Source organism: Dolichospermum lemmermannii CS-548, assembly GCF_028330815.1.
GTDB classification, from domain to species: domain Bacteria; phylum Cyanobacteriota; class Cyanobacteriia; order Cyanobacteriales; family Nostocaceae; genus Dolichospermum; species Dolichospermum lemmermannii.
The window spans coordinates 1-7,670 of sequence record NZ_JAQMTJ010000111.1 but is presented as its reverse complement, the minus strand read 5'-3'; the positions used below and the strand labels follow the sequence as shown (position 1 = coordinate 7,670).

At 36.7% G+C, this 7,670-nt stretch carries 6 protein-coding genes and 1 pseudogene; 5 read left to right on the top strand and 2 right to left on the bottom strand.

Annotated elements, in window-relative coordinates; translation table 11 throughout:
- Positions 1-322 precede the first annotated feature (322 nt).
- The 4 genes and pseudogenes from PN450_RS07600 (at position 323) to PN450_RS07580 (ending at position 5,550) form a co-directional block, all read left to right on the top strand.
- Positions 323-784 (top strand): hypothetical protein, encoded by a 462-nt coding sequence (locus tag PN450_RS07600; RefSeq protein ID WP_271835901.1) that lies wholly within the window; start codon positions 323-325, stop codon positions 782-784.
- A gap of 516 nt (positions 785-1,300) precedes the next feature.
- Positions 1,301-3,019, top strand: a pseudogene (locus tag PN450_RS07595) (tetratricopeptide repeat protein); the annotation flags it as partial.
- A 172-nt stretch (positions 3,020-3,191) separates the two neighbouring features.
- Positions 3,192-4,064, top strand: coding sequence for a DUF2887 domain-containing protein (locus PN450_RS07585; RefSeq protein WP_271835899.1), 873 nt, complete (start codon positions 3,192-3,194; stop codon positions 4,062-4,064).
- An 88-nt stretch (positions 4,065-4,152) separates the two neighbouring features.
- On the top strand, positions 4,153-5,550 hold the full coding sequence (locus PN450_RS07580) for an IctB family putative bicarbonate transporter (RefSeq protein WP_271835898.1): 1,398 nt from the start codon (positions 4,153-4,155) through the stop codon (positions 5,548-5,550).
- Positions 5,551-5,712: 162 nt separating this feature from the next.
- On the opposite strand, the gene smpB is transcribed toward PN450_RS07580, so the two are convergent.
- Positions 5,713-6,183 carry an SsrA-binding protein SmpB gene (gene smpB / locus PN450_RS07575; protein WP_015078954.1) on the bottom strand — a complete coding sequence of 157 codons (471 nt, stop codon included), beginning with the start codon at positions 6,181-6,183 and terminating at the stop codon, positions 5,713-5,715.
- 297 nt (positions 6,184-6,480) lie between these two features.
- Here smpB and PN450_RS07570 point away from each other — a divergent pair, with 297 nt between their 5' ends.
- Positions 6,481-7,164, top strand: coding sequence for a response regulator transcription factor (locus tag PN450_RS07570; RefSeq protein ID WP_271835897.1), 684 nt, complete (start codon positions 6,481-6,483; stop codon positions 7,162-7,164).
- Between the two features lie 116 nt (positions 7,165-7,280).
- On the opposite strand, the gene PN450_RS07565 is transcribed toward PN450_RS07570, so the two are convergent.
- The coding region (locus PN450_RS07565) for a leucine-rich repeat domain-containing protein (protein WP_271835896.1) at positions 7,281-7,670 on the bottom strand (390 nt) is incomplete at its 5' end.

The window sequence follows — 7,670 nt, the reverse complement described above, 5'->3', positions numbered from 1 at the left end:
AAAATTTACTTAAATCTAGGCTGGTTTCCTATTAATTCTCAATAATTAATGTTTATTGAGAATATAGGCTCTTTCCAGAAAAGCCTCTAACCCTTTTGAATACTCATTTTTAGCTGGTTTTCTTACATCGAACTCAGGTTCTTGGAAGTCCCTAAGAACGAGGATAAAATCTGTTTTTTAGCCTTAACCGAACAGTATTGGTATAGATTTTATTTCCCGCAGAAATGCAAATGAGCAAAGGGTCGAAATTTCTTGTTTGTTGCTTGACCTGTTGCGAATGATATATACTGACGGTGTATTAATCCATTAAGGTGTAATTTTTATGGTTGAACCACTCACTGGCGCTGTTATTGTTTCTTTATTTTTCTCGGAAGCAATCAAGGAAGGTGGAAAATTTGCAGTTAAAGGAGTCGCGGATACTTTTGCAAAGTTGGTTAGCACTATTCGACAAAAGTTAACTACGGAAGGAATGGAAGGTTTATTAATTCGGGCTGAAAAAGATCCAAATGAAAAAAATAAACTTCAGTTACAAGATGAATTGCAAGAATACATTAATGCTGATGAAATTTTTGCTAATCAACTTAAATTGCTGGTTGAAGAACTCAAAACACAAGACCCTAAGATTCGTCAGGTTATTCTGAGTGGAATTGAATTAAATGGTGATTTACAAGCTCAGAATATCACTCAAAAAACTTCAGGAAGTAGTGGTTCTGTTGACCAAGAAATGCTCACCAATATCAAGGCTAATAATATTAATGTAGGTGATTTAACTCAAGAAGGTTAAGAGATTGTGTGAAAAGTATTGGATAAAATCCATTATCTCCAAAAACCTAAGTTACCTCTCCCTAACCCTCTCCTAAAAGGAGAGGGAACTAGAAAAGAATAAAGGTTTTAATGCTTTTATTTTGGTAGGGGAAAGGTTTAGAAAGGGGTCTGTACTTACCTCTCCCTAGCCCTCTCCTAAGAGGAGAGGGAACTAGAAAAAAAATAAAGGTTTTAATGCTTCTCTTTTGGTAGGGGAGAGGTTTAGAAAGGGGTATATTTACATATTAAAAACTTTTAAAACATCCTTTAAGTTCTAATCATGAATACAAATCATCTCCCTCAAGTTGTTCAAGAGCTTTTCAAAAATGTTCAAGCGGGGGGTGATATCTCTGTGGGAGATATTACTCAAGTTTTTCAAAATGTCAATAATTTAAATGATTTGGATAAACCTCTAAGTTTTCCCCACAATATCCCTAATAGTAATACTCAAAAGTTTGTTGGTCGAGAAAATGAATTATTTTTAATTCATCAACATTTACAAACTAGCAATCATGCTGTAATTTCTGCTGTTGAAGGTATGGGTGGTATTGGTAAAACTGAATTAGCTACCCAATATTCTCTTCTGCATTTATTCCTAAATTCTTATCCGGGAGGTATTTGTTGGTTGTCGGCTACAAATCAAAATCTCGGTTTACAAATTATTCAATTTTGTCGCACACATTTAGGTTTAAATCCCCCAGATGATTTTGATGTATTATCACAAGTAACTTGGTGTTGGCAACGTTGGCAACAAGGTAGTGTTTTATTAGTTATTGATGATGTCCGAAGTTATTCGGCGATTCAGCTTTATTTGCCGCCACAATCATCTCAATTTCGGGTTTTGATCACAACAAGACTAAAACTAGATTTATCTGGTTCTTTATCTTTACAAATCCTTTCTCTACCGGAGGCAATGGTATTATTATCAAAATTAATTGGTGAGGATAGGTTAAATCAAGAAACAGCACTAGCAGAGGAACTTTGTCAACGGTTAGGTCGTTTACCACTAGCTTTACAATTGGTTGGTCGTTATCTCAAATATCGTCAGATATCTTGCGCGGAAATGTTGCAAAGATTAGCAGCTAAAGGTATCAATCATCCTGCTTTTGATATTGATGCTCATGACCTTACTTGGACTTTATCTATAACTCGTGGTGTTCAAGCTGCTTTTGAATTAAGTTGGGAAGTTATCAGTTATTCTGCTCAAGAGTTAGGTTGTCTACTCAGTTTATTTGCTTTAGCTCCCATTCCTTGGTTATTGATTCAAAGTGCTTCACGGGAGAAAAACATAGAAAATCTAGAAAATGCCAGAATTGAATTAGAACGATTACATCTTTTACAAAGTGAAAATTATGATCATTATCAATTACATCAACTAATTCGTGATTTTTTACAAGTCAAGTTAGAAAAACTGTCAACGGTTACACAAAAAAAGATCACCTTGGCAAACTTTTTGTTTTTAGATATTAGTCAACTTTTTAGTAATTTATTCAATCGTCAATCTCTCAGCATTACACTAAAACGTAATTTTTGCCAAGCAATAGTTGATATAGCTCAAAAAATTCCAGAACAACCAATACAGAAAGATATTCAAAGGTTCAAATTAGCTATACCCCATTTACAGGAAGTAGCAGATCATTTACTGGATACTGTGAGTGATGAAAATTTACTTTGAGTTTTTGAGGGAGTAGGAAAATTTTATAAAGGACAAGGATTATATAATGATGCAGAACCTTGGCTAAAAAAATGTGTATCATTGCTAAAACAGCGTTTAGGTAATGATCATCCTGATGTTGCTACCAGTCTCAACAATTTGGCATTCCTTTACAATTCTCAAGGCAAGTACAAGGAAGCAGAACCTCTCTACCAACAAGCTTTAGCTCTCAGGCAAAAACTGCTGGGTGATGATCATCCTGATGTTGCTACCAGTCTCAACAATTTGGCAGGACTTTACAAATCTCAAGGCAAATACAAGGAAGCAGAACCTCTCTACCAACAAGCTTTAGCTCTCAGGCAAAAATTGCTGAGTAATGATCATCCTCATGTTGCTTCCAGTCTCAACAATTTGGCTTCACTTTACAAATCTCAAGGCAAGTACAAAGAAGCAGAACCTCTCTACCAACAAGCTTTAAATATTTTTGAACAACAATTAGGAGTAGATCATCCAAATACTATTACTGTTCGTGATAATCTTGAACTTTTACGCAATCGTTAAGTAAATGCTGTTAATCTTAAAGCATTTATTTTCAGACAAATTTATTGGATAAGACAACAATAGCTTTGTTTAGTAATCTGATGTTTTACGTTTAGACTCTTATTCTTATAATTTGTATGAGAATAAGAAAAAAATTTTTAGATAAGGAGATTAAGGAGAACGATAGGTAATTATGAAAACTGACAAACTGTTTTACAGACTATTTTTATCTCAGCCAGGATTGATTACCGAGTTAATCCCAGAAATTCCCAAAGATTGCGAATTTACCTATAGTGCGCCCGCAGTCAAAGAAAAAGGATTTGCAATAGATGGATTATTAACACCAATTGCCAAGGATCTAAATTTACCGTTAGTATTTTTAGAGGCACAGATGCAAAGAGACCCCAAATTTTATGGTCGGTATTTCGCAGAGATTTTTATGTACCTATATCAATACAACATCAAACAACCTTGGTACGGATTGTTGATTTTACCCAACCGACAGGAAGATTTAGGCTCAGATATTCCCTACCAATCGTTGTTAACAAATCAAGTCAAACGCCTATATTTAGAAGATTTGTTACCGTTAACAGATTTGAGTCCCAATCTGTCATTATTGAAATTGCTGGTAGTCAATGAACAAGATACAGCCTCCTTGGCACAAGCGATTCTTAATAGTGCAGAAACAGAAGAAGAACTGCGCCGACGCTTAGATTTGGTAGAAGCTATACTTGTGAATAAATTCCCACAACTCAGCACAAAGGAGATTTTGAAAATGCTAAACCTGAAAACAGCAGATGTCACCCAAACACGGTTTTATCAGGAAGTGTTTCAAGAAGGACAGCAAGCAGGACAACAAGCAGGACGACAAGCAGGACGACAAGAAGGGGAAACGGATTTAGTGCTGCGTATGTTGACGAAGCGGTATGGATTGCTGTCTTTAGCCCAACAAGAGCAAATAAGAAGTTTGAATATAGAGCAGTTGGAGAGTTTAGGGGAATCCTTGTTAGATTTTACAGAAATATCCGATTTAGATGGGTGGCTTTTGGCGCATATAAAAACTTGAGAATAGTTTTCTAGGAAAGGAATATTAATTTTCACAGCTAGACTTGGCGTAAGCTATACTGCATAGCTCCTGTATTCTGTATTTCCTTATGTATTTAGTCTGGGAAAGATTGACTTTATCTTCTTTACCACTGAAAGAATATTTGTCTGGTAGTTACCTACATCGGTTTCTGGTGGGACTTTTGCTGCCTTGGCGACAAAGTAGTATTTTAATGCAGTGGGGAGATATTATTGCTGTTGGCTTACTTAGCCTTATTTATGCTCTCGCACCTTTTGTTTCTACTACTTTAATCGGTTTATTGTTGGTGGCTTGTGTTGGCTTCTGGCTGCTGTTGACTTTATCGGATGATAATACATCAGCCAATGCGGCTTCGGTTACTCCTATTCACCTGCTGGTGTTGCTGTATTGGAGTATTGCTGCTATATCAACGGCTTTATCACCGGTGAAAAAAGCAGCTTTGGGTGATTTACAAACATTAACTCTTTATTTGTTACTGTTTGCCCTCTGTGCGAGGGTGCTGCGCGTCCCCCGGTTTCGGTCTTGGTTGATTACTCTTTATTTGCATATATCCCTGATTGTCAGCGTCTATGGGTTGCGACAATGGTTTTTTGGTGCGAAGGCTTTAGCTACTTGGGTTGACCCGGAATCTCCTTTGGCTAAGACTACTAGGGTTTACAGTTATTTGGGTAATCCCAACTTACTGGCAGGATATCTTTTACCGGCTGCGGTTTTAAGCTTGGTGGCGATTGTGGCTTGGCAAGGTTGGATGAAAAAAGCCCTAGCACTAACAATGTTTATTGTCAATGCTGCGACTTTAATTCTTACCTTTAGTCGCGGTGGTTGGATTGCTTTGCTGGTGGGATTGTTTACTGTGGCAGTCTTGCTGATTTATTGGTGGAGTATAAGTATGCCCCCATTTTGGCGGACTTGGTCTTTACCAATATTGTTAGGAACTGTAGTGGGGTTATTGATAATTGGATTGATATTTGTCGAACCCTTCCGGGTGCGAATCGTGAGTATATTTGCCGACCGCAAAGACAGTAGTAATAACTTTCGGAAAAATGTTTGGGAATCGGTATTTCAAATGATCCGCGATCGCCCGATAATTGGTATAGGACCTGGACATGGTTCTTTTAATAAGGTTTATCCTCTCTATCAACGTCCTCGGTTTACGGCTTTGAGTGCCTATTCTGTGTTTCTAGAAACGATTGTGGAAACTGGCTTTTTGGGTTTTACTTGTTTTATGTGGTTGATTGTCGTTGCATTAAATACAGGATATTTGCAATTAAGTCGGTTACGAAAAACTAAGAATATGGAAGGCTTGTGGCTAATGGGGGCAATAGCTGCTATAATAGGTTTATTAACTCAGGGTTTATTTGATACAGTTTTCTATCGTCCTGAAGTTAATACCCTCTGGTGGTTTATGGTGGCTTTAGTTGCCAGCTATTGGCAACCTTTAACCCGCAATAATCATAATCACGCTTAGAAAAGAGTTTCCTAACCCACCTGGGAATGAATTCCCAGTCTAATAGTTCAAGTCCACTGAAGTGGACTCAAAGCCTTTAATAGTCGTCTTTAGACGACTTTTGCTATGAGACTCCGAATTCATTCGGAGGCGGTTGTGGGAATTTCCCCTGCCCTCTGCCTCCTAATACCTCTTCATTGCCCTTTGCATATCTCGCTGGTCGTCACGACGTTTGAGACTTTCGCGTTTGTCGTGGAGTTTTTTACCTTTACCCAGCGCAATGACTATTTTTACCCAACCTCGTTTCAGATACATTTTTAAGGGGACTAGGGTTAAACCTTCCTGTTGTACCCTCCCAATAAGTTTACGCAGTTCTTGTTTATGGAGTAATAATTTGCGGGTTCGTCTGGGTTCGTGATTAAAGTATGCACCACTAGAGGCATAAGGAGAAATATGGACGTTGATTAACCATGCTTCACCGTCACGAAGCAACGCATAGCCATCTTGCAAATTGGCTTTACCCGCACGAATTGATTTTACTTCAGTTCCTGTCAACTGAACTCCCGCTTCATAGGTTTCTATGATTTCATATAAAAACCGTGCTTGCCGATTATCACAAATAACTTTGTAACCTTCACTCTGTTTATCACTCATCGAAAATCTTCTTAGTTTTAATAAATACGCCTAAAAATTTCTTTAGACTAACTCTTTTATTGATTGTAGTTCACAAAGACAGGTGACAGGTAAACCTGTTTAGTCTCTAAATTACGTAAAGTTTTGTTAACTATTCCTAAAAATTTAATATTTTCTTTAGAAATCATTGATGATGTCATCATGAGTAAGTAATCTTGTCATAGTATTAGAGATAGAATTAGTATTCTTGCTTGTGTCTATTAATATTGTTGATAACGGCAAATCACTCGGTCAAAAAATTATAGGGGTGTATTATCCATGCCCTTGACTATTCTTGTCGCAGATGATGATTTAGGTACGCGTCTATCTATTAGTGATTATCTTGATCTGTCTGGGTATAATGTCATTACCGTTGATAATGGTGTTGATGCTTTGGATATGGTTGAAAAGTGCCATCCTGATTTGATGGTGACAGATATTATGATGCCACAGATGAATGGTTATGAGTTGGTGCGTCGTGTTCGGCAATTATCGGCGTTTCGATTATTACCTGTGATTTTGTTAACAGAGAGAACGAAAACCCAAGAACGAATTTTGGGATATCAGTCTGGTTGTGATTTGTATTTGCCTAAGCCTTTTGAATTGGAGGAAATAGCCGCTGCTATACGTAATTTGTTAGAGCGATCGCAAATCATCCAATCAGAATGTCGTTTTCTTTATCAGGAAGAAATCAGTTTTGCCACATATACAAAAGCAAAAAACGGTCATATTTCTATTCCTACTCATGTACAACAATCTCAAGTATTGACACCGTTAACTGTTAGAGAACAGGAAGTTTTAGACTTATTAACTCATGGTTTGTCTAATGGAGAAATTGGTAATCATTTACATTTGAGTCCGCGTACGGTGGAGAAATATGTTAGTAGTTTATTGAGAAAGACTGAAACTAGCAACCGCGCAGAATTAGTCAGGTTTGCGATGAAACATGGTTTAGTAGAGTAGAATTTTGTAGAGTGCCTTTTTTAAAAAGACTAAATCCCAGACTTATGATATTAATTCATCATTTATTTACAAATTTAAAAAAGAAGTCTGGGATATGATGAGGATTTAACCACTAGCTAAAAACTACAAATAGATTCTGGTTGAATGGGACATTTTTTAGAGGTAAGTGGATTGCCAGAAAGGTAAAGGTCAGTCAATTTTTTCAGATTGGACAAAGGTTTTATGTCGCTGATTTGATTTTTATCAAGGTAAAGATAAGTCAACTTAGTCAGATTAGACAAAGGTTTGATATCGCTGATTTGATTTTCCACAAGGGAAAGCAAAGTCAAATTAGTCATACTAGACAAAGGTTTAATATCGCTGATTTGATTATTATCGAGGTGAAGAATAATCAAATTAATCAGACTAGACAAAGGTTTAATATCGCTGATTTGATTATTATAGAGGTTAAGAATAATCAAATTAATCAGACTAGACAAAGGTTTAATATCGCTGATTTGATTTTT